The 21,254-nt window shown below is 43.2% G+C and carries 16 protein-coding genes, 1 pseudogene and 1 riboswitch; of the genes and pseudogenes, 13 read left to right on the forward strand and 4 right to left on the reverse strand.

The genetic code is table 11. The features are described from left to right. Positions 1-5 precede the first annotated feature (5 nt). The 7 genes from MUO14_RS22565 to cysC all read left to right on the forward strand — a co-directional run bounded on the left by MUO14_RS22565 (position 6) and on the right by cysC (position 9,039). Positions 6-755 carry a sirohydrochlorin chelatase gene (locus MUO14_RS22565; RefSeq protein ID WP_244752740.1) on the forward strand — a complete coding sequence of 250 codons (750 nt, stop codon included), beginning with the start codon at positions 6-8 and terminating at the stop codon, positions 753-755. Between the two features lie 67 nt (positions 756-822). Beyond that, a complete protein-coding gene (locus MUO14_RS22570) occupies positions 823-1,650 on the forward strand; it encodes a uroporphyrinogen-III synthase (RefSeq protein WP_244752741.1) in 828 nt (275 codons plus the stop codon). Between the two features lie 98 nt (positions 1,651-1,748). Next, complete coding sequence (locus MUO14_RS22575; protein WP_244752742.1) at positions 1,749-3,593, forward strand: assimilatory sulfite reductase (NADPH) flavoprotein subunit; 1,845 nt, start codon at positions 1,749-1,751, stop codon at positions 3,591-3,593. A 39-nt stretch (positions 3,594-3,632) separates the two neighbouring features. Then, a complete protein-coding gene (cysI, locus tag MUO14_RS22580) occupies positions 3,633-5,354 on the forward strand; it encodes an assimilatory sulfite reductase (NADPH) hemoprotein subunit (RefSeq protein WP_244752743.1) in 1,722 nt (573 codons plus the stop codon). 99 nt (positions 5,355-5,453) lie between these two features. After that, positions 5,454-6,629 carry a sulfate adenylyltransferase gene (gene sat, locus MUO14_RS22585; RefSeq protein ID WP_244752744.1) on the forward strand — a complete coding sequence of 392 codons (1,176 nt, stop codon included), beginning with the start codon at positions 5,454-5,456 and terminating at the stop codon, positions 6,627-6,629. 18 nt (positions 6,630-6,647) lie between these two features. Beyond that, positions 6,648-8,426 (forward strand): SLC13 family permease, encoded by a 1,779-nt coding sequence (locus MUO14_RS22590; RefSeq protein ID WP_244752745.1) that lies wholly within the window; start codon positions 6,648-6,650, stop codon positions 8,424-8,426. A gap of 10 nt (positions 8,427-8,436) precedes the next feature. Continuing rightward, positions 8,437-9,039 carry an adenylyl-sulfate kinase gene (gene cysC, locus MUO14_RS22595; RefSeq protein WP_244752746.1) on the forward strand — a complete coding sequence of 201 codons (603 nt, stop codon included), beginning with the start codon at positions 8,437-8,439 and terminating at the stop codon, positions 9,037-9,039. An 88-nt stretch (positions 9,040-9,127) separates the two neighbouring features. On the opposite strand, the gene rlmN is transcribed toward cysC, so the two are convergent. Together rlmN and MUO14_RS22605 are read right to left on the reverse strand one after the other, a co-directional pair. Beyond that, complete coding sequence (gene rlmN, locus MUO14_RS22600) at positions 9,128-10,213, reverse strand: dual-specificity RNA methyltransferase RlmN (protein WP_244752747.1); 1,086 nt, start codon at positions 10,211-10,213, stop codon at positions 9,128-9,130. A 200-nt stretch (positions 10,214-10,413) separates the two neighbouring features. Then, on the reverse strand, positions 10,414-11,229 hold the full coding sequence (locus MUO14_RS22605; protein WP_244752748.1) for a ZIP family metal transporter: 816 nt from the start codon (positions 11,227-11,229) through the stop codon (positions 10,414-10,416). Positions 11,230-11,557: 328 nt separating this feature from the next. On the opposite strand from MUO14_RS22605, the gene MUO14_RS22610 reads away from it, so the two are divergent. The 6 genes and pseudogenes from MUO14_RS22610 to MUO14_RS22635 all read left to right on the forward strand — a co-directional run bounded on the left by MUO14_RS22610 (position 11,558) and on the right by MUO14_RS22635 (position 18,764). Next, on the forward strand, positions 11,558-12,223 hold the full coding sequence (locus tag MUO14_RS22610) for a ribonuclease H family protein (RefSeq protein WP_244752749.1): 666 nt from the start codon (positions 11,558-11,560) through the stop codon (positions 12,221-12,223). Between the two features lie 150 nt (positions 12,224-12,373). Continuing rightward, positions 12,374-12,572, forward strand: a riboswitch (cobalamin riboswitch). 170 nt (positions 12,573-12,742) lie between these two features. Then, a complete protein-coding gene (locus MUO14_RS22615) occupies positions 12,743-14,452 on the forward strand; it encodes an acyl-CoA dehydrogenase family protein (RefSeq protein ID WP_396265767.1) in 1,710 nt (569 codons plus the stop codon). Positions 14,453-14,466: 14 nt separating this feature from the next. Further along, on the forward strand, positions 14,467-15,354 hold the full coding sequence (locus MUO14_RS22620; RefSeq protein ID WP_244752750.1) for an NAD(P)-dependent oxidoreductase: 888 nt from the start codon (positions 14,467-14,469) through the stop codon (positions 15,352-15,354). A gap of 20 nt (positions 15,355-15,374) precedes the next feature. Continuing rightward, a pseudogene (locus MUO14_RS22625) lies at positions 15,375-16,831 on the forward strand (CoA-acylating methylmalonate-semialdehyde dehydrogenase). A 69-nt stretch (positions 16,832-16,900) separates the two neighbouring features. Then, a complete protein-coding gene (locus tag MUO14_RS22630; protein ID WP_244752751.1) occupies positions 16,901-17,686 on the forward strand; it encodes an enoyl-CoA hydratase-related protein in 786 nt (261 codons plus the stop codon). 10 nt (positions 17,687-17,696) lie between these two features. After that, on the forward strand, positions 17,697-18,764 hold the full coding sequence (locus MUO14_RS22635; protein WP_244752752.1) for an enoyl-CoA hydratase/isomerase family protein: 1,068 nt from the start codon (positions 17,697-17,699) through the stop codon (positions 18,762-18,764). A 74-nt stretch (positions 18,765-18,838) separates the two neighbouring features. Here MUO14_RS22635 and prpB read toward each other — a convergent pair whose 3' ends face one another. Both prpB and MUO14_RS22645 read right to left on the reverse strand, forming a co-directional pair. Then, positions 18,839-19,759: a methylisocitrate lyase gene (prpB, locus tag MUO14_RS22640; protein ID WP_244752753.1), complete on the reverse strand. Its 921-nt coding sequence runs from the start codon at positions 19,757-19,759 to the stop codon at positions 18,839-18,841. A 30-nt stretch (positions 19,760-19,789) separates the two neighbouring features. After that, on the reverse strand, positions 19,790-21,232 hold the full coding sequence (locus MUO14_RS22645) for a bifunctional 2-methylcitrate dehydratase/aconitate hydratase (RefSeq protein ID WP_244752754.1): 1,443 nt from the start codon (positions 21,230-21,232) through the stop codon (positions 19,790-19,792). Positions 21,233-21,254: the final 22 nt, after the last annotated feature.

The following is a 21,254-nucleotide window of genomic DNA, read 5'->3' on the forward strand; positions in this document are numbered from 1 at the left end:
GTTACATGCAAGCTGTTTTATATGTGAGTCACGGGAGCCGAGTTGAGAAGGCGCGTAAGGAAGCCGTTTCCCTGATTCAATCCGTTCGAGAACGAATTAACCTTCCGCTGCAGGAAACGTGCTTTTTAGAACTGGCAGAACCAAATATGGCTCAGGGGATAGAGATTCTCGTCCGGCGTGGAGCCACTAGGATCGCCATTATACCCGTGCTATTGTTGAGTGCAGGTCACTACTACACGGATATACCGGAAGAGATTAATCGTGCGAAGCTCCGTCATCCGAACATCCATTTTGTTTATGGAAGAACGATCGGAATTCAGGATCGGGTGATTGATATTTTGGTCCAACGTGTGCAGGAAACAAAGGTACTCCGCCATTCGGATGCGAACATCTTGCTGGTGGGAAGAGGCAGCCGTCATCCAGAGACTAAAGAATCGATGGAACAAATTGCACATAAATTACGATCGAAAATGGACGTCGCTCATGTAAATGTCAGCTATTTAGCGGCCTGTTCCCCTTCTTTTGATGAAGGATTGCAAACTTCGCTGAACGAAGGGTGGTCACAAACTTTCGTGATTCCCTACCTTTGGTTTACTGGGCTGCTCATGCGGTCGATGCAGGACAAAATAAATGAGGTGCAGGAGGAAAATCAGCAAGTGGTGGTGCTGTGTCAATATCTTGGGAACCATCCCATAATGATCGACGCTTTGACTGACCGAGTTCATGAAGCCTTACAAAAATCAAAAGCATCTTGACCAAACAGGAATAATACATCGCTTTCGATACTGAATTGGATGTTTCATCAATTAGAGGTGGATTTTAATGAAAGGTGGAGGAGACATGAATGGGTTAGATGGAAAACAAATCGGAGTCGCAGCTGATCGAAGTGCTGATCCACTTAGCAACTTGATTCAGAAGAAAGGCGGGTCCCCAGTAGTTTATTCCATCCAGGGGAAGCAAAGTTTAAACGAACAAACCAGCCATCAGAATATCAAAGATTTTCTCGCCGAAACATTTGAATGGGCAATTTTCACGACAGGAATAGGAGCTAAAACCTTGGCTGACTCGTCAGTTGAATTGGGATTTTACTCTTCATTTATTGAAAAGTTAAACGATACAAACCTGGCTATCCGTGGGAAAAAGACATTGAACTGGTGCAAGAACAATGCTGTCCAAGTCAGTATGGTATCTGAGGATGGGACAATGGAAAATCTCTTGAAAACATTTTCTGATAAACAAATGGACGGCATACGGCAGCGTGTTTTTTTACAAGCTTACAATCAGGATGATGCAAAGCTAAAGGATCAACTTGAGAAGCTTGGCTGTTCTGTTTACTTGTCACGGCCCTATTCTTATCAGGCACCTATTCCGCAAGTATTAAATGATTTGAAAAAGGCTGTAATTGAACAATCGCTTGATGCCGTTGTTTTCACAAGTAAAACACAGGTCAAAAATTTATTGGCGAATCATCCTGACACCCAAAAGATTGTTCAGGCTTTCAATGAGCAAGTGCTAGCAGTGGCTGTTGGAAAAGTTACAGCAAATGAACTAAAACGTAATGGGATCTTGAATGTCCTTCAGCCAGATAACCCTAAAATGGGACCGATGGTTGTGGCGCTTGATCGTTACTACCAGCAGGTAAATAATTGAATAAACTCTAAGAAAAGCTCGTTCACAGTAGGTCGTGAACGACAATAACGATTTATGATATAAAATCAAAACAGAATTTTTTTGTGAGGTGGGTACATTTGCAGTTCCAGGTGATGAACAGTCCTTTTAAACAAGAACAAGCGGAGCTACTAAATCAGGTGCTTCCAACTATGACAGAAAATCAAAAAATTTGGCTGAGCGGGTATTTAGCTAGCTCTCAGTCCACAGCATCTACTGCAACAGCCGATCCTGCTGTACAGAATGCCTTGGAACCGGAGGCTTTCTCTCAAAATGCCGTTCAGAATACAACACGCGAAGTGACCATTCTCTTTGGTTCGCATACTGGAAATTGCGAGGCGTTGGCTGGGGAGATGTCACAAAAGCTAGAGCAGCAAGATTACAAGGTAACGCTTTCAATGATGGATGATTTTAAGCCTAAGGCATTAAAAAAAGTTGAGGATTTACTCATTCTCACGAGCACTCATGGTGATGGAGATCCGCCGGACAATGCGATGGCTTTCTATGATTTCCTACATAGCAAAAGAGCTCCAGAGCTTGAAGACCTCAGATATTCAGTGCTTGCCTTGGGTGACAGCTCCTACGAATTCTATTGTCAAACCGGCAAAGAATTTGATAAACGACTGGAGGAATTAGGGGGAAAAAGGATTTATCCCCGTGTCGATTGTGATCTCGATTTTGAGGAGCCTGCAGAAGAATGGGTCGAGGGCGTGCTAGCTACATTAAATAATTCCAAGGAGGTTAACCGCGAAGATGAGCGAGCCTCCCAATCAGAGCGGCCAGATGCGTCAACAAATCAGCCAGCCTATTCAAGGACAAATCCATTTAAGGCGGAAATTCTAGAAAATTTGAATCTCAATGGCCGTGGTTCAAACAAAGAAACACGTCATCTTGAGTTAGACCTCGAGGGTTCTGATTTAGAGTTTGAACCAGGCGACAGCCTCGGCATTTTTCCAGAGAATGATTCTGTCCTGGTGAATCAGCTCATCGAAGTAATGAAATGGGATCCAGAAGACCTGGTTCCGGTGAATAAGCAAGGGGAATTGCGCCCATTGCGGGAGGCCTTAACCTCTACCTTCGAGATCACTGGCCTGACGAAACCGCTGCTTGAGAAGGTGGCACAGCTTTCTGCCAATGAGGAGCTGAATAAACTAATAGTAGATCAGGAGGAACTAAAAGCCTATCTATATGGTCGAGATCTGATTGATTTGGTACAGGATTTTGGACTCAGGGATGTTCCGGCAGAAGAATTTATCAAGATTCTTCGAAAGATTCCGCCACGCCTTTATTCGATTGCGAGTAGTTTACAAGCGAACCCTGATGAGGTACATCTTACGATCGGTGCGTTAAGATATGACGCACACGGACGTGAACGAACAGGCGTTTGTTCTGGACAGTGTACCGAACGATCACAGCCTGGTGATGTATTATCAGTTTTTATTCAACGTAATTCGAACTTCAAACTTCCTGAAAACCTGGATACACCCGTCATTATGATTGGGGCTGGGACTGGTGTCGCTCCTTATCGAGCTTTCCTGGAAGAACGGGAGGAGATCAACGCAGAAGGAGACACATGGCTATTCTTCGGCGAACAGCATTTTGTCACAGACTTTCTTTATCAGGTCGAATGGCAAAAGTGGCTTAAGGAAGGTGTGCTCTCCAGGGCAGATGTCGCCTTTTCCCGCGATACCTCTGAAAAGGTCTACGTGCAGCATCGTATGCTTGAGAAAAGTCGTGATCTTTATCAGTGGCTACAAGAAGGAGCGGCTGTTTATGTATGTGGGGATGAAAAGTATATGGCAAAAGACGTAGAAACGACCCTATTAACAATTCTTGAGCAAGAAGGAAATATGAGTCAAGAAGAAGCGGAAGCGTATCTTGTTGAGATGCGTAAGCAGAAACGCTACCAACGCGACGTATATTAATAAATTTGGATGATAGGTTCATAGGAAAGGAGTTAAATCATGACAAACAAAGAACTTACGCACCAGGATGGACCGCCAAGCGACATGGAAAGGATTAAAGACGACAGCAACTACTTGCGCGGTTCCATTGCAGAAAGCTTTGAAGAACGTATGACTTCAGGAATTCCCGATGATGATACAAAGCTATTAAAATTCCATGGGAGCTATCAGCAGGATGATAGAGATGTACGAAATGAACGAAAACAGCAGAAGCTGGAACCAGCTTACCAATACATGGTACGTGTGCGTTTACCTGGAGGGGTAGCCACGCCTGAGCAATGGCTTACGATGGATGACCTCGCAAACACCTATGGGAATGGGACGCTAAAGCTGACTACCCGGCAAACGTTTCAGCTGCATGGCATTCTAAAGTGGAACATGAAAAAAAGCATGCAGGAAATCAATCATTCCTTGTTGGACACGGTGGCTGCTTGTGGTGATGTTAATAGGAATGTAATGTGTAATGTTAATCCCAATCAATCAGACGTTCATTCTGAAGTATACGAGTGGTCACAAAAATTAAGTGATGAGCTCTTACCAAGAACCAAGGCCTATCATGAGATTTGGCTTGATGAAGAAAAAGTGATAGATAGCCGCGAAACCGAGGATGAGGAAATGGAGCCGATGTATGGTCCGTTATATTTGCCACGGAAATTCAAAATCGGTATTGCCGTTCCCCCTTCGAATGACGTAGATGTTTTTTCTCAAGATCTCGGCTTTATTGCTGTCATGGAAGAAGGGAAATTACTAGGATTCAACGTTGCTGTCGGTGGGGGCATGGGGATGACCCATGGCGACACAAATACTTATCCTCAATTGTCTCGAGTGATCGGCTTCTGTCCAGCCGATAGAATCGTAGAGGTAGCGGAGAAGGTGATCACGATTCAACGCGATTATGGAAACCGCTCCGAAAGAAAGAATGCTCGCTTTAAGTACACGATTGATAAAAGAGGGATCGACTGGCTGATCAATGAACTCGAGGAAAGACTAGGATGGAATCTTGGAGAAGCACGTCCTTATCATTTCGAGCATAACGGCGACAGCTATGGCTGGATAAAGGGTGATAGTAAATGGCATTTGACTCTATTTATTCAGAATGGGCGCATCAAGGATTTAGAAGACTATCAACTTATGACAGGGCTAAGGGAAATCGCTAGAGTCCACACCGGAGAATTCCGGCTTACTCCAAATCAGAATCTCATTATCGCTAACGTCACTGAAGAGATGAAGCCGGAGATCATTGAACTGGTCAACACATACGGGCTGACAGATGGAAAACATAATTCCGCATTGCGCAGGAATTCGATGGCATGTGTTGCCTTTCCAACTTGCGGGCTTGCGATGGCCGAATCGGAACGCTATCTTCCTTTACTAATCGATAAAATCGAAGGGGTTCTTGATGAGGCTGGGATTAGGGAAGAAGAAATTGTCATCCGTATGTCAGGCTGCCCTAATGGCTGTTCCCGCCCGGGACTAGGAGAAATCGCCTTTATTGGCAAAGCTCCTGGAAAATACAACATGTATTTGGGGGCTGGATTCACTGGGGATCGATTGAACAAATTGTACCGAGAGAATATCGGAGAGGAAGAGATCCTAGAGACACTGAGGCCGATTCTGTTTCAATATGCTAAACAACGCCAGGAAAATGAGCACTTTGGTGATTATGTTGTCCGTGCTGGTTATGTGGAAGAAGTTAGCTCAGGCCTTAACTTTCATAAATAAAAGGAAAGAAGCTTTTCAAACAAATTCCAGGATGAATGTCTATCCCGGAGTTTAAAAAAATTGTTTTCAAATGATTATGACTACAGGGAGGTTTCATTCATGACAGTTACGCAAACAAAACGCACAACGATTCATCCACACGGGGGAGAGCTCGTAAACCGCGAATTGGTTGGTTCACAAAGAGAAGCCTATTTAAACAAAGCGAGTTCATTAAAAGCATTAACCTTAAATGCCTGGAGTTTATCAGATCTAGAACTGATCGCTATTGGCGGTTTCAGCCCGTTAACTGGCTTTATGGCAGAGTCTGATTACACACGAGTTGTTGAGGAAATGCGCCTAGAGAATGGAACAGTCTGGAGTGTCCCTATAACCTTACACGTGACTCAAGAGCAAGCGGATAAATATGAGATTGGGTCAGAGATTGCGCTTGTTGGAGAAGACGATGTCGTTTATGGTGTGCTTGAATTGGAAGAAAAGTACACCTATAACAAGGAAAAAGAAGCAAGTCACGTTTACGGCACAACGGATGCGGCCCATCCCGGTGTGAAAAATGTCTATGATAAAGGCGAAATCCATCTTGCGGGTCCGATTCATTTGCTAAATCGTCCAAGTCATGGTGGGTTTGAGGACTTCTATCTTGATCCATCTGAAACACGGAAAATGTTTGCTGATTTAGGCTGGAAAACAGTCGTTGGTTTTCAGACCCGTAATCCGGTCCACCGTGCACATGAATATATTCAAAAATGTGCGCTGGAATCCGTAGATGGCTTGTTGTTAAACCCATTGGTGGGTGAAACAAAGTCGGATGATATATCTGCCGAAATCCGTATGGAGAGCTATCAAGTAATTTTGAAGAATTACTATCCAGAAGATCGGACTCGGCTTGTGATCTATCCTGCAGCAATGCGGTATGCGGGGCCAAAAGAGGCGATTTTGCATGCAATTGTCCGCAAAAATTATGGCTGTACGCATTTTATTGTCGGACGTGATCATGCCGGTGTTGGTGACTATTATGGCACATACGAAGCGCAAGAATTCATTTCCCAGTTTGAAGAAGAACTAGGTATTCAAATCTTCAAATTTGAACACGCGTTCTTTTGTACCAAGTGTGAGAACATGGGCACGGCAAAAACCTGTCCGCACGGGAAAGAAGATCACGTTCACCTTAGCGGTACAAAAGTCCGTGAGAAACTTCGTAATGGGGAGGAACTGCCGAAAGAGTTTTCTCGTCCAGAAGTTGCTGCTGTGCTCATTAAAGGCATGAAAGAAAATTAATCAAATGGATGTTATCCCATGTCATTCGAGATGATCTTTGTTTTAGTCATGATTATAGCTATGTTAGGCGGGCTGCTTTTTGAAGTAGCGAGGCCTGACATCGTTATCTTCACAGTGCTTACCATTTTTTTGATAACGGGGATACTCACTCCAGAGGAGGCACTGAGGGGGTTTTCCAATCAAGGGATGCTCACGATCGCCCTCTTGTTTGTTGTGGCAGGGGCTGTACAGAAGAGCGGAATCATTGAAGGCGTGATGAAATCCTGGCTTAACAAAAGTAAAAGTTTGCTAGGTTCCATGGTACGTTTTTTTGTCCCTACGTCTATTCTTTCAGGGTTTCTAAATAACACACCCATTGTCGTTACTTTTACACCCATGATTAAAACATGGTGTGAGGAACATGATATTGCACCTTCGAAGTTTTTGATCCCTCTCTCCTACGCAACGATTCTCGGTGGGACAATTACCTTGATGGGAACCTCTACAAATCTAGTCGTTCATGGCATGTTAGTCGATTATGGTTATCAGGGTTTCTCTATCTTCCAGTTAGCTGTTATTGGGATCCCCATAGCCATCGTGGGACTTGTCTATATTTTTACAGTTGGTTATAAATTATTACCTGAACACAAAGGACTTCGGCAGCAAGTTAAAGAGGATTCTAGAGAGTATATTTCGGAGTTAATCGTTGAGTCTACTTTTCCTTCTATTAATCAAAGTGTTAAGCAAGCTGGACTGAGAGGTTTGGAAGGACTCTATTTAATCGAGATTATCCGTGGAAAGGAACGAATATCTCCTGTACGTTCTACCACTGTCATCCAAACAGGAGATCGATTGATTTTTACAGGGTTAATTTCTACGATGGCGGATTTACAACATACGAAAGGGTTAACCTTAAAGACAGGGACCCACTTAGAGCTTGATGATTTAAACAACGGTAATACACAGCTTGTCGAAGCCGTTGTTTCGCATCAATCTTCTTTATTAACGGCGTCTATTAAACAAGCACAGTTTCGATCAAGGTATGATGCTGGCGTAATTGCTGTCCATCGAAATAATGAACGGATTGAAAGTAAAATTGGTGATATTGTGCTTAAACCAGGGGACATATTACTACTGCTAGCGGGTGCTGATTTTATTGAAAAGTACCAACAATCGAGTGACTTTTATGTGCTGTCTCCCTTGAATACCCAGCACCCCTTTAATCGCAACCCTGTTAAAGGGTGGCTGGCTGTCATCATACTACTAACGATGATCACGCTGGTGACACTTGGTGTATTCAGTATGTTCAAAGCCATGGCTATAGCAGTGATTCTGTTATTAGTAACAAGGGTGATTACAGCGGAGGAAGCCAAGAAGTATATCCAGTTTCAAGTATTGCTCCTGATTGCCAGTTCCTTCGGGGTCGGGATAGCTATGACGAAAACGGGGCTGGCTCAATGGATTGCGGATGGGTTATTGGCTATAGGAGAGCCGCTAGGATTGTTTGTGATCATTCTATTCATTTATTTGCTAACGAACATTTTCACCGAGTTAATTACAAACAGTGCTGCTGCGATATTAATGATTCCAATTGGGTTAAAAATGGCCAGCAGTTTGCAACTTGATCCTATGGGTTTCGCTGTTACGATCGCTATTGCAGCATCTGCTAGTTTTATCACGCCGATTGGCTATCAGACAAACCTTATTGTCTATGGACCAGGCGGATATAAGTTTACTGATTATATTAAAGTAGGAACTCCCTTAAGTTTAATCGTGATGGCTATAACGGTTACGATTGTCTACTACGGATGGTTTTAGGAGGAAAAAAATGAGTGAATCAACTAATATCGTATGGCATGATTCAGAAGTGACTAAGCAAGAAAGACAAGAGCAAAATAATCATAAGAGCGCAGTTTTATGGTTCACAGGCCTATCTGGATCAGGGAAATCCACGGTATCTGTGGCATTAGAAAAAGAACTTCATGAAATCGGTGTCCATACATATCGGTTAGATGGAGATAACGTTCGTCACGGGTTGAATAAAAATTTAGGGTTTAGCCCCGAAGATCGTACGGAGAATATTCGTCGCATTGGAGAAGTAGCCAATCTTATGGTGGACGCAGGACTAGTAACTTTAACGGCGTTTATTTCTCCCTATCGAGAGGATCGAGATCGCGCCAGAAAGTTACTTGGAGAAAAGGAATTCATTGAAGTCTATGTGAAATGCAGCGTAGAAGCCTGTGAAGAACGTGACCCTAAAGGTTTATATAAAAAAGCGCGTGCCGGTGAAATTAAAGGTTTTACAGGGATTGATGCCCCGTATGAAGAGCCTGTCGAACCAGAGGTCACGATAGAAACGGATAAACAAACGCTGGAGGAATCAGTCCAAGTAGTCATCGACCATTTGCAACAAAAAGGATACATTGGGTAATCGACATTGTTAATCTAAATTATTGTATATCCCATCTTGCAGTTTGTTAGGGGGATATAAAAAAGCATGAGGCTTGAGCCTCATGCGTTTAGTTTGCCTGTAATTTTTTATTTTTACGGGCTTTTTCTTTTTCAATTTGTTTACTTCTGAGCTGACCGCACGCGGCGTCGATGTCCGTTCCGTGTTCAGTACGAACCCCGCATTTAATCCCGCGATCCATCAAGGTTTGATAGAAGGTGAGAATCGCTTCTTTCTCACTTCGTTCATACGGGTTGTCTGCGACTGGGTTGTACGGAATTAAGTTGACATATGACAAGTGACGTTTATTGTGGAGTAGATCCGCGAGCTGCTCGGCTTCTTTCTTATGATCATTCACGTCTTTCAGCAAAATATATTCGAAGGTAATCCGTCGGTTCGTTTTTTCTAAATAGTAATCGATCGCGGGCATTAGTTTTTCCAGTGGATACGCCCGGTTGATTTTCATGATTTTCGTCCGCAGCTCGTTATTCGGCGCGTGGATCGATAGCGCTAAATTAATCTGGATCCCCTCATCCGCAAACTCATACATCTTCGGTGCGATTCCGCTTGTGGAAACAGTAATGTGACGGGCCCCAATCGATAAACCTTTTTGATCATTGACTACACGGAGGAAGTCGATCAAGTTGTCGTAGTTATCGAACGGTTCGCCAATTCCCATAACGACAATGTGACTGACGCGTTCGTCTTTGTTCTGTTGGTCGAGGTGCTGCTGGACTTGCATTATTTGTTCGACAATCTCACCGCTTGATAAATCGCGGTGTTTACGCAACACTCCGCTCGCACAGAACGAACAGCCGATATTACAGCCGACCTGTGTCGTTACACAGACTGAAAGCCCATAGTTAAAACGCATAAGCACGGTTTCAATGACGTTTCCATCTTGTAATTTAAACAGGAATTTAACCGTCCCGTCCTTCGATTCTTGTTTAATTTCTTCCGTTAACGTTTCGATTGTAAAATGTTCATCCAGAAGGTCAATGCTGGATTGGTTTACATTTTTCATTTGCGAAAAATCAGTGACACGTTTTTGGTAGAGCCAGTTCCACACTTGTTTGGAGCGGAACTTTTTTTCCCCGTGTTCCGTAAGCCAGTCTGTCAGTTGAACAAACGTTAAACCGTATATGGATTGTTTCATAGATACGCTCCTCATTAAAAAATACGCTATTCCTATACTAATCGATTTGGAAGTAGTAAACAACCAGGAAATTATTATTATAATTTTGGCTCAAATTCTATTTGGTGAAATGAGGGAGGGTCTCGGTGCTTCCTCCATTGTGCACTATAGCATGAGTGTTGCTTTGTAGGGCAGGTTTTTTAGAAACTGTCACTAAGAACTTACCCAAGAGAAACATCTAAAATCATCATTATCGTAAACCCAATCATTAAACTCATGGATGCTAAATCTTTATTTCCCTCTTCTTGAGAACCTGGGATAACTTCTTCTGCCACAACAAATATCATGGCCCCTGCAGCAAAACTTAAAGCATAGGGGAGGAGGGGCTGGATCAAGGTCACTGCTGCTGCTCCAATAATGGCAGAGACAGGTTCAACCATTCCTGAAAATTGCCCATAGAGAAAACTTTTTTTACGTGACATCCCATCCCTTCGAAGGGGCATGGATACGGCAACACCTTCCGGGAAGTTTTGAATACCAATGCCAATGGTTAATGCGACAGCCCCAGCTATTGATGCCGATGGGAATCCGGCGGCCACGGCTCCAAAAGCAACTCCTACCGCCAGGCCTTCTGGAATGTCGTGTAACGTAATGGCTAGAACTAATAGCGTACTGCGCTTTTTTTTCTTTGGTTGTATTCCCTCTGCTTGTTCCATAGATGATGTAGGATGAAGGTGTGGTAGGATCTTATCACTTCCCCATAAAAAAAGCCCGCCCAACATAAAGCCAATGGCTACTGGAATCCAAGCTGGGACCCCTCCCCCTTCTGCCATATCAAGCGCTGGGGAAAGGAGTGACCAGAAACTCGCTGCAATCATAACACCACCAGCGAATCCTAACATACTGTCCATTAATTTCTGATTGAATGTTTTCGTTGTAAAAACCAATGTAGCTCCAAGAGCCGTCATCCCCCATGTAAAAAGAGAAGCTAGGAGTGCTTGTATAACTGGGGGTAAATTTAGAAAAAAATCAAACATAAACTGAATCTCCTTCCGACACAAACCTCTTTACCGTAGCATAATATTGTTTTTAAAAGATAACAAGTTTCTGACTGCTCCTATTAAGTTCCCTCATAAAATGAGAAGATGCCCCTTTTTTTGTCAAATTGGTGAGCCGAACAGATTCATTGCTGATAATACTACAGTACCTGACATGAAATAATTCTGTTTCAAGAAGGGTACAATGATCATAATTGAAGTATGCCAATAGGAAGAAACAGTCTAAGATAGAAAAGAACTAATTATATTTTTTAAAAAAGCTGAAATGAGTTTCTATTTATTTCGGCTTACTAAGGGTGGTCTTATTATGAAGGTCAGAATCGAATTAACATATAAAACACCAAAAGGTACAAATACAACATTCAGTTCTGATGATATGCATGCAGGAAAAGCCATCTTAATCGCTGAAGATCTAGAGAGCATAGGGCGCACTAAAAATGTAACATTCATCGACAGCCTTGAGAGTACGTGGACGTTGAAGGAATTAAAGAAATATATGAAGGGAATTCAAACCGAACCACACAATGTAACCGTTTATTTTGATGGTGGTTTTGATCTAGACACAACAAATTCAGGTTTAGGTTGTGCCATTTATTATGAACAAAATGGAAAATCATTTCGGCTGCGCAAAAACGCCTTAGTTGAAGAACTTGATACAAATAACGAGGCGGAGTATGCTGCCCTTCATCTCGGATTACAAGAATTAGAGCTTTTAAAGGTCCATCACTTGCCTGTTACATTTGTCGGTGATTCCCAGGTTGTTATCAACCAATTAAATGGAGAATGGCCGTGTTTGGAAGAAGAATTGTCAAAATGGGCTGACAGAGTTGAAAGTAAATTGAAGCAGCTAGGCATTCATCCAGATTATGAACTTATTTCACGAAAAGGGAATCGGGAAGCGGACAGACTAGCATCACAAGCCCTAAAAGAAATTGAAATAACGAGTACAATAGAGACAAATCGTGAAGAATAATTTACTATGAAGCTTTATACAAAAAAGACCGCACTTCTGAATTCTGAAGATAGGGTGGGTATCTCATTACCCAGAAACAGTTTACTACTAGTAGGTTACTTTCAAACAATTGCCAATTTTTGAAAGTGGTGATATACTCTACATGAAACTAAATACGATGTAAAAACAGGTGCGGATAAAGAACTTATTTATCTGCTTAAAAGGGAAGTTCGGTTAGATTCCGACGCTGTCCCGCAACTGTATTTGGGAGCGATTCGAAAAAACCACTGTTTTCATGGAACATGGAAATGGGAAGGTTCGAGGAGCGATGACCTTAAGCCAGGAGACCTGCCTGTTTTTAGCAAACATCAATACCTACGAGGATAGGGGGTGTTAAGGGCGACAAAAGGAAGCATGCTTTTTCAATGTGGATAAGCATGTCTATTTTAGTAATCTTTCGTGACTTAACAACTTCTATCGGGAAGTTGTTTTTTTATTGCCGTTTTTTCAGCCGCATGATATTCAGATGGGAGTGTAAGAATGGAAGATCTAAAAGTTCATTCGAGGAATTTTATGCCCTATGAAATGGGAAAGGGTGTGTTTACACCCGAAGATTTCATGGACGAGGAAGATTTGATATCGAAAACAACAGAAATGTTTGTGAAACAAGAAATTGCCCCTCAATTGGAGTCTATTGAAAAGCATGATTATAAAGTTGCCTGCCAGCTGTTTGAAAAAGCTGGAGAACTAGGTCTGCTTGGTATTGAAGTGCCGGAGTCCTATGGCGGTCTTTCTTTAAATAAAAAACTCTCTGGACTTGTGGCGGAAAAGATGGGGTATGGGGGCTCATTCAGCGTTTCGTTTAACATTCATGTTGGAGTAGGCACTTTGCCCTACATTTATTTTGGTACAGAAGAACAAAAACAGAAGTACTTACCCAAATTAGCTGCTGGGGAATGGATTGGCGCCTATGCCCTGACGGAGCCGGGTGCTGGTTCGGATGCTTTAAATGCACGTACCAGTGCGATATGGAAGGATGAAGAATCAGCCTGGGTGTTGAATGGAGAAAAGCAATGGATTACAAATGCTCATGTGGCGAATGTCTATGTTGTCTTCGCTAAAACCAAGGAAGGAATGACCGCCTTTATCGTCGAACGATCGTTTGATGGCGTATCCATTGGGTTGGAAGAAAAGAAGATGGGAATCAAAGGGTCTTCCACAGCAACTTTGATTCTTGAGGATGTATCCGTGCCTAAAGAAAATGTATTGGGGGACGTAGGGAAAGGGCATCGGATTGCCTTAAACATTTTAAACATGGCCCGCCTAAAGCTTGCCTTTTCAAATATTGGATCCGCAAAACAATCGCTTGAGTTGACTACTCAATACTCAAAAGAACGGAAACAGTTTAATCGATCGTTACTTGACTTTACGATGATTCAAGAGAAGATTGCCAACATGGCCGTTTCTATTTACGGAGCTGAGAGTGCTGCCTATCGAACAGCTGGTTTTTTAGATGACGCCATGGAAGACCGCGACGAGAATAATGATAGTAACGGGAAAAATTCAGGGTATGCCATGGAATGTGCCATGAACAAAGTATATAGCTCAGAAGTGTTAGACAACATTGTTGACGAAGCTGTACAAATTCACGGTGGTTATGGATATATGGAAGAATATCAAGTCGAGCGGCTTTATCGTGATGCCAGGATCAGCCGGATATTTGAAGGAACAAATGAGATTAATCGTCTAACGATTTCAAAAATCTTAATTAAAAAATTTAATTCATCACAAGTGACTACGATGGACACAGCAAATGAGATCCATAAGGACAAGAATCGACAGTACATTCAACTGTCTAAGCACTTGTTAACTCGATCTTTGAAAGCGCTTACGGAAACGTGCTTAAAAATGGAAGATGAACAAGAATATATGCGTTTATTAGCGGATATGGTAAGTGACCTCTATGTAATGGAATCTTCGTTTTTACGTACGGAGAAGGCTATTGAAAAAAATGGGCGGGACCAGGAGCAGATGAAGGTAAACGTGACAGATGTGTTATGTGAAGAGGGGTATCGTCGTGTGGAAAACGCCGCTCTGTCCATCATTTCAGGGGGCGTTTCAGATGACCATGACCGGGAGAGATGGATCCATGAGATTCGCCATCTCGAAGTTCCTCTTTATGAAAATCTCTTTGTGAAAAAACGTGCGATTGCAAAACATATCACAAGTCGCACGCGCTATATGATTTAAATGGAGGTATTCACATGAAAAAGATAGGTTTTATCGGATTAGGAAATATGGGTCTTCCGATGTCGAAAAATTTACTAGCTGCTAATTTTATCGTTTACGGTCTCGATTTAAATAAAAAAGCTGAAGAAGCTCTTCAAGAATTCGGTGGATTGACAGGGGTATCTATTTCTGAAATGACGGGCGTTTGCGACGTGATCATCACGAGCTTACCATCCTCGGATGCGGTCGAAGAGATTTTTTTAGGAGAAGAGGGACTGATTAAACATAGTCAGCCTGGAATGATCTTGATGGATACAAGTACGGTGGCTCCTGAGATGAATCTGAAAGTTGAAAAAGCAGTGAGAAACAAAGGGATTGAATATCTAGCTGCTCCTGTCAGTGGAGGAGTGATTGGAGCTGTAAACCGCACGCTTACCTTCATGGTCGGAGGTTCTGAAGAAACGTATCAGAAAGCTTTGCCAATCATGAACGTATTAGGTGAGAAGATTTTTCATGTCAATGAAAAGATCGATAGTGGCACAGCTACGAAGCTGATCAACAATTTACTCATCGGGTTCTATACCGCTGGTGTAAGCGAAGCGCTTAATTTAGCAAAGCAGAGCAATATAGATTTGGAAAATTTATATGAAATCTTGAATGTCAGTTATGCGAAAAGCCGGATATTTGAACGCAACTATAAAAGCTTTATCGCCAATGATGACTATGAACCTGGTTTCTCTTTAAAACTATTGAGGAAAGATTTAGGGTTTGCTTTAGACTTGGCTGAAAAACATCACTTAGATTTACCGATTAGTAAGAACTTGTTTGATATGTACGAAGAGGCGGAGGAAAGTGGCCTTGGGGAGAAAGACATGTCCGTGGTTTTCCAAAAGCTTAGCGAGCAGTCTACATCTAAATTATAGGAAAAAGGGGAGAAGCACATATGATTACGACGAACGTAGAAAAAATGAAGAATCATATTGATGGACAGTGGGTGGCGTCTACAGGAGAAGAAATGGAAGAAATTCCGAATCCAGCAACCGGTAAGGTGGTTGCGTATGTTCCGTTATCAACAGAACAAGATGTCAAACTCGCCGTAGAAGCGGCTCATAGGGCATTCCCTTCTTGGTCAAAAGTACCTGTTCCGCAAAGATCCCGTTACTTATTTGAATACCTTCAGTTATTAAACGAACATAAAGAAGAACTTGCTCAAATTATTACCATGGAGAGTGGAAAAACGTTACAGGACGCTCGCGGGGAGGTTCAACGCGGAATTGAAGTGGTCGAGCTTGCCACATCTACTCCAAATTTAATGATGGGAGATGCACTTCCTAGTATTGCCGAGGGCATTGATGGTTCCATTTGGCGCTATCCACTTGGAGTGGTTGCGGGTATTACACCGTTTAACTTCCCAATGATGGTTCCGCTATGGATGTTCCCCCTTGCGATTGCTTGCGGGAATACATTTGTCTTCAAAGCGTCGGAGCGCACGCCTATTTTAGCCGGGAAGTTAGTGGATCTTTTTTATCAAGCAGGTTTTCCAAAAGGTGTGTTGAATCTAGTACATGGTGGAAAAGAAGTGGTCAATAGTGTCCTTGACCATCCTGACATTGAGGCGGTTTCTTTTGTCGGCTCAGAACCAGTGGCCAAGCATGTCTACCAAACAGGAACAGCGAATGGAAAACGAGTTCAAGCTCTTGCAGGAGCTAAAAACCACGCACTTGTCATGTCGGATTGTCAAATGGAGAAAACTGTTCAGGGGGTTATTGGGGCTGCCTTTGGAAGTAGTGGTGAACGCTGTATGGCATGTTCCGTGGTAGCCGTCGTGGATGATATCGCTGATGAATTCATCGAGACCTTGGTCTCAGAAACTCGGAAACTAAAAGTGGGAGCGGGAACTTCGGAGGAAAACTTCGTCGGACCTTTGATCCGTGATGCCCACAAAGAGAGAGTACTAGGATATATTAATCAAGGAGTCGAAGAAGGGGCTGCCTTGATGGTCGATGGTCGAAATGTAGAAGTCGATGAAAATGGATATTACGTAGGCGCGACGGTTTTCGATCGTGTCACCCCGAGATGAAGATCTGGCAGGATGAAATATTTGCTCCTGTTTTAAGTGTGGTAAGAGTAAGCAACCTGGAAGAGGGTATTGATCTTACCAATCACTCCAGGTTCGCGAATGGGGCTGTTATCTATACATCAAGTGGTAAAAACGCTCAAATCTTCCGTGAAAATATTGACGCAGGCATGGTCGGTGTTAATGTAAATGTCCCGGCTCCGATGGCGTTCTTCTCGTTTGCAGGAAACAAAGCTTCCTTTTATGGAGATCTTGGAACGAACGGAAAAGATGGGGTGCAATTTTATACGCGGAAAAAAGTAGTGACCGAACGATGGTTTTGATCGTTTTAGAGTTCCCATTCAATCTAGCTCATTTTTGGCACGGGACATACAAAAAGGAGGTTGTAAAAAGTGGACTACCAATATGCGAACGTGATTAAAGAAAATCATGTGACAACGGTCGAAGTGAATAACGCTCCAGCTAATGCCTTATCATCGGCTGTTATTGGAGAATTACGCAATCTATTTCAAACACTGGCAAACGACGATGAAACACGTGTTATTATTCTTACAGGTGCCGGTCGATTTTTTGTAGCCGGTGCGGATATCAAGGAATTTGTCTCTGTCATGGAAGAAGAGGAGAAAGCCTTGGCCATGTCTGAAGCGGGTCAGGAGCTTTGTAATGAGATTGAAGCGATGAGAAAACCGGTGATTGCCAGTATCAACGGGCCGGCACTTGGGGGAGGACTCGAGCTAGCGATGAGCTGTCACTTTAGGATTGCTTCAGACGCGGCCACACTCGGATTACCAGAATTAAAGCTAGGCCTTATTCCATCTTTCGGGGGCACCCAGCGTCTTAGCAAAATCACAGGCCCAGCAACAGCTTTGAACCTCATTTTGTCCAGTAAGCAGCTAAATTCGGAGGAGGTGGCTGATCTCGGGATTGTTCAATTTGTCGTTCAACAGGAAGAACTACTACCAACCACAGTCGCCCTGGCTCAGTCCCTGGTAGAGGGCAAAAGCATGACCAGTGTAACGCGTGCAGTTGAATGTATCATGCAGGGGCATACCGAAAAGATGGCAGATGGATTGGAAAGAGAACGGAAAAAGTTTGCTGAGTTATTTTTAACGAAAGATGCTAAGGAAGGCGTTCAAGCCTTTATTGAAAAACGAAAGCCAAATTTCACACATTCCTAGGAGGGGAAAAATGACAAACGTAGTATTGACTTCTGTTAATGAAAATGGCGTAGCGTCCCTCATACTAAACAGACCTGAAGCTATTAATTCACTGTCTACAGATATGCTGGAGGTTATCGGGGAAAAATTGAAAGAGTGGGAACATGATGATCAGGTTCGTCTCGTTGTCCTTAAAGGGGAAGGTTCCAAAGGCTTTTGTGCGGGCGGGGATATTAAGACCCTTTATGGGGCACAAAATAGCTCCGAAGCTTTAGAGAAGGCCGAGCGTTTTTTTGAAAAAGAATATGTAGTTGACCAGCTCATTTATCAGTACTCCAAACCGATCATTGCTTGCTTGGATGGAGTCGTCATGGGTGGAGGCGTCGGGCTCACGTACGGAGCATCTCATAGAATTGTGACTGAGCGCACTAAATGGGCCATGCCCGAAATGAATATTGGCTTTTTTCCAGATGTAGGAGCGGCTTATTTCTTAAATCAAGCTCCTGGTCATATGGCTCGTTACTTAGCCTTAACCGCATCGGTCATAAAAGCTCCTGATGTTTTGTATATCGGTGGAGCGGATGCCTATATGAAAAGTGAGAAGATGGACGTATTCTTATCTGAACTAGAAGGGATCAATTGGCATAATAAAGATGTGGATGCTGCTCTTAATGAGCTGACCGATAAGTACACTCGTTCTCCTGAAAAAGAAGGACAGCTTCATCTCATACAAGAAGATGTCGATCAGCATTTTTCCTACAGGACTGTGGAAGGAATCGTCCATTCGCTAGACAACGCATCGAGCGATTTTGCCAAGGAAGCGAAAGAAATGCTCTTGTCCAAGTCTCCATCCTCTTTGAAAGTTACCTTAAAACAGCTCATGGATGGGGAAAATAAAACAATAGACGAATGCTTTCATACAGATCTCATTCTTGCTAAAAACTTTATGCGTCATGAAGATTTCTTTGAGGGTGTACGTTCTGTTCTCATTGATAAAGACCGAAATCCTCAATACAAGTATCCGCACTTACAAGACTTTTCGGATGAAGAGGTTCAGAAGTTTTTTAGTCCAGGCGGAAAGATTTCAACATTTTCGTAATAGATTGAGGTTCATAAATGTACAAAAGCCCCATTCTTTGCATGATGCAGAGAATGGGGCTTTTGCAGTTCGGTTTACTTTCTCTCCTTACCGATTTCAGGCAGCTCGGTTTCAGCAATCTTTTGATCCAGTTGTTCATAATCATAGTAGCGAATCTTTTCGTACAACTCTCCGCGTGTTTGCATATCATCAAGCATATCTTCCTGAGTACCTTTTTCAAAAATCTCAGTGAAAACACGTTCATAGGCTTTAGCTGCTACACGTAAGGAAGTGACCGGGTAGATCACCATACCGAAACCAAATGACTCGAATTCTTCGGCAGTAAAATAGGGTGTTTTTCCGAATTCGGTCATGTTGGCTAATAAAGGTGCATCAATCGCTTGCGAAGCCCTGTGAAAGTCTTCCTCACTCGTCAGCGCTTCTGGGAAAATGGCGTCGGCTCCTGCCTTGACATATAAATTAGCACGTTCAATGGCCTTGTCGATGCCTTCCACTGACTTCGCATCTGTTCTTGCGACGATAACTAGGGTAGGGGACACTTCTTTAATCGTCTTGATTTTTTGTACCATCTCATCAGGGTCGATGAGTTTTTTACCGTTTAAATGCCCGCATTTTTTAGGGAGATGCTGATCCTCAATCTGAACGGCAGCTACTCCTGCTTCTACCATCTCTCTCGCGGTTCGTGCCACATTTAATACACCACCGTAACCCGTATCAATATCGACTAAAAGAGGAAGGTCAGTAGCACGCACCAGTTCGGTTGCTTTGTCTGCTACCTCATTGGAGTAAATCATCCCTAAGTCGGGCAGAGCTCGACTGGCTGTGTAAGCAGCACCTGAAAGATATAATGTCTGAAAACCGACGTCTTTTGCAATTTTAGCGGACATTCCGTCATGGGCACCGGGGATTCTTAGTATTTCATTTTTCTTAATAAGGCGTTTGAATTGTTCAGCGCGCTCGTTCTGTGTTGATTTTGGTTCCACGATCCAAGTCATTACAATGCCTCCTTGGCTAAATATACATAATTAAATTCTAAACAGATTCATAAATTCATGAACAGGTTTGAGTGAAAGTTCCTTTTGATTCTCACACAGCGTATAAATATCGTTGACTTGACGGGCAGGGAAATGCGTCTTCAAGTTGTCGTGGAACTTGTTCAATAGAAGCGGAATTCCTTCTTCACGACGGCGACGGTGTCCGATTGGGTATTCAATCGCCACTTGCTCCGTTTTTGTTCCATCATTGAAGAAAACTTGTACGGCATTAGCGATTGACCGTCTGCCAGCATCAAGATAGTCCTTGCTGTATTGTTCGTTTTCTACTGTTTCCATCATATCTCTTAATCGATCAATTTGAGGGTTGCGGGCGATTTCATCTTCATAATGGTCCGCTGTCAACGAACCATAAATTAAGCCTATCGCTGTAATATACTGCAAGCAATGGTCGCGGTCTGCCGGATTATGAAGAGGGCCTTTTTTATCAATGATTCGTATGGCCGATTCATGGGTCGTTATTTCTATTTTTTCAATCTCATCCAATCGATCAGCCACCTGATCACGCAATTGAATCGCTGCCTCGGCTGCCGTTTGTGCATGGAACTCGGCTGGATAAGAAATCTTAAATAAGATGTTTTCCATAACGTAAGAGTCAAATGGGCGGGCAATCGTCAATTCCTTCCCATCAAACAGTACATCCTGGAAGCCCCAGCCTGGTGCAGATAACGGGGTTTTGTATCCCATTTCCCCCTTCATCGTCATGAGGGCTAGGCGAACTCCGCGGCTTGTCGCATCTCCAGCAGCCCAAGATTTTCTTGAACCTGTGTTTGGTGCGTGGCGATACGTTCGAAGGCTGGAATTATCAATCCACGCTTGGGAAACCGCGTTGACAACGTCTTCTTTGCTTCCCCCTAACATCGCCGTAACAACAGCGGTTGTCGCTACTTTTACATACAGAACATGATCTAAGCCCTGGCGGTTCAAACTGTTTTCCAAAGCAAGAATGCCTTGTATTTCGTGCGCTTTTACGATGTACTCCAAAACAGTGTCCATCGTAAGAGGCACCTTGGCTTCGGCGATACGCTCACGGCTTAGGTAGTCGGCCACAGCTAAAATACCTCCGAGGTTATCAGAAGGGTGACCCCATTCGGCTGCAAGCCACGTATCATTGTAATCCAGCCAGCGAATCATACATCCAATATTGAACGCCGCATGGACGGGATCTAGTTTATACTGTGTCCCAGGAACTTGAACGCCGTTTGGAACGATCGTTCCGGGTACAATAGGGCCAAGGTGTTTGGTGCATTCTGGGTAACGAAGCGCCAGTAAGCCACACCCCAAGGTATCCATTAATACATAACGTGCTGTTTCCAGCGCTTCCTTACTCGAAATCGTTCCATTGACCGCATAATCGGCAATTTGTTCTACTACTTGATCTGTTGATTGAACTGTGTTCATTTTCACTTCTGTCATAACATGTTCCACCTCTTTTTTA

It is taken from the genome of Halobacillus shinanisalinarum (assembly GCF_022919835.1).
GTDB classification, from domain to species: Bacteria; Bacillota; Bacilli; order Bacillales; family Halobacillaceae; genus Halobacillus_A; species Halobacillus_A shinanisalinarum.

What these genes read in the sequence shown, in the direction of transcription:
- cysC (WP_244752746.1), top strand. Translation starts at nt 8,437, where the DNA reads ATGAGTGAATCAACTAATATCGTATGGCATGATTCAGAAGTGACTAAG.
- MUO14_RS22610 (WP_244752749.1), top strand. Translation starts at nt 11,558, where the DNA reads ATGAAGGTCAGAATCGAATTAACATATAAAACACCAAAAGGTACAAAT.
- MUO14_RS22645 (WP_244752754.1), bottom strand. Translation starts at nt 21,232, where the DNA reads ATGACAGAAGTGAAAATGAACACAGTTCAATCAACAGATCAAGTAGTA.
- sat (WP_244752744.1), top strand. Translation starts at nt 5,454, where the DNA reads ATGACAGTTACGCAAACAAAACGCACAACGATTCATCCACACGGGGGA.
- cysI (WP_244752743.1), top strand. Translation starts at nt 3,633, where the DNA reads ATGACAAACAAAGAACTTACGCACCAGGATGGACCGCCAAGCGACATG.
- MUO14_RS22615 (WP_396265767.1), top strand. Translation starts at nt 12,743, where the DNA reads ATGGAAGATCTAAAAGTTCATTCGAGGAATTTTATGCCCTATGAAATG.
- MUO14_RS22565 (WP_244752740.1), top strand. Translation starts at nt 6, where the DNA reads ATGCAAGCTGTTTTATATGTGAGTCACGGGAGCCGAGTTGAGAAGGCG.
- rlmN (WP_244752747.1), bottom strand. Translation starts at nt 10,213, where the DNA reads ATGAAACAATCCATATACGGTTTAACGTTTGTTCAACTGACAGACTGG.
- MUO14_RS22620 (WP_244752750.1), top strand. Translation starts at nt 14,467, where the DNA reads ATGAAAAAGATAGGTTTTATCGGATTAGGAAATATGGGTCTTCCGATG.
- MUO14_RS22605 (WP_244752748.1), bottom strand. Translation starts at nt 11,229, where the DNA reads ATGTTTGATTTTTTTCTAAATTTACCCCCAGTTATACAAGCACTCCTA.
- MUO14_RS22570 (WP_244752741.1), top strand. Translation starts at nt 823, where the DNA reads ATGAAAGGTGGAGGAGACATGAATGGGTTAGATGGAAAACAAATCGGA.
- MUO14_RS22590 (WP_244752745.1), top strand. Translation starts at nt 6,648, where the DNA reads ATGTCATTCGAGATGATCTTTGTTTTAGTCATGATTATAGCTATGTTA.
- MUO14_RS22635 (WP_244752752.1), top strand. Translation starts at nt 17,697, where the DNA reads ATGACAAACGTAGTATTGACTTCTGTTAATGAAAATGGCGTAGCGTCC.
- prpB (WP_244752753.1), bottom strand. Translation starts at nt 19,759, where the DNA reads ATGACTTGGATCGTGGAACCAAAATCAACACAGAACGAGCGCGCTGAA.